General features: G+C 49.6%; 1 protein-coding gene. It reads left to right on the plus strand.

From position 1 onward, the window contains the following. Window positions 1-361: 361 nt before the first annotated feature. The coding region (locus COY37_RS08065) for a DNA double-strand break repair nuclease NurA (protein WP_286977150.1) at window positions 362-921 on the plus strand (560 nt) is incomplete at its 3' end.

Below are 921 nucleotides of genomic sequence, written 5' to 3' on the forward strand. Positions count from 1 at the left end.
TATCATAAAATATTCGCACGTCCTACCTCCAGGTACCATAAAAGCATAGACGTCTGTGGCTACAATTCTATCGGATTCCTCAACAAAAACAACGGGTAGCGTATTTATGTATTAGTGCTTATAAATCAGCACTATCAAACTTAATATCTGAAGAGCGACCGTAGATTTGCAATGCTTATCCCAAACAAAACTATCGCAGATTGTCCGGTGTCGATTATTTATGCTGCCCTCCTTGGGGTTGTGTGAGTATTTGTAATTTGCAAGCAACGTCCCCGCATCCCCCCATCTCAGGACTTCCCCTTCACAGACGCCTAACCTTTTGGTAGAATAATATCGAACGGCTGTTCGGGGGTGGTTACGCTTGTTAGACTTAAATAAGCTTTACAAACAAATATCAGCGCTTGGGATATACCAGCAAAACCGGTCGAACGACCTGGTGAAAGCCGTTAAGGCAGCCAAAGCCCAAGTGCTAAGCGTCTTGGAAAATCCTCAGGCGTTCAGGGATAAACTGGAGCGGGCAAACGCCTCGTGGCTCATCGCCATCCCAACGGATGAGGAGCCTTTCACAACGTTTGCGCCGAGAGCATGTCCTGAATCGTATACCGTCCTTTCAACTGACGGCTCGCAGATAAACCCCGACCGGCATAGCCCCCACCCAGCTTTGCTTATCAATGTGGGAAAGGTAAAAATCGGATACGGGGATTTTTTAGGATATAAGATGGAAAGCGAGCCCAGCCTCTTCTTTGAGGAGCGGGATATCAAGCGCCGCTTTGGCGGTGAAGAGCGCGAGGTCTCGGGGCAGGTGCTTGCCGCTCTCAGGCAGAAGATGGAACATGAAGAGCTTAAAACGATGATCGAGGAGTGCGGGCAGACGCCGGCGGTGGCGCTGGTCGACGGCACGCTCATCCTCTGGAATATCGA

Origin of the sequence: Candidatus Aquicultor secundus (assembly GCF_002791875.1) — a bacterium.
GTDB lineage: Bacteria > Actinomycetota > Aquicultoria > Aquicultorales > Aquicultoraceae > Aquicultor_A > Aquicultor_A secundus.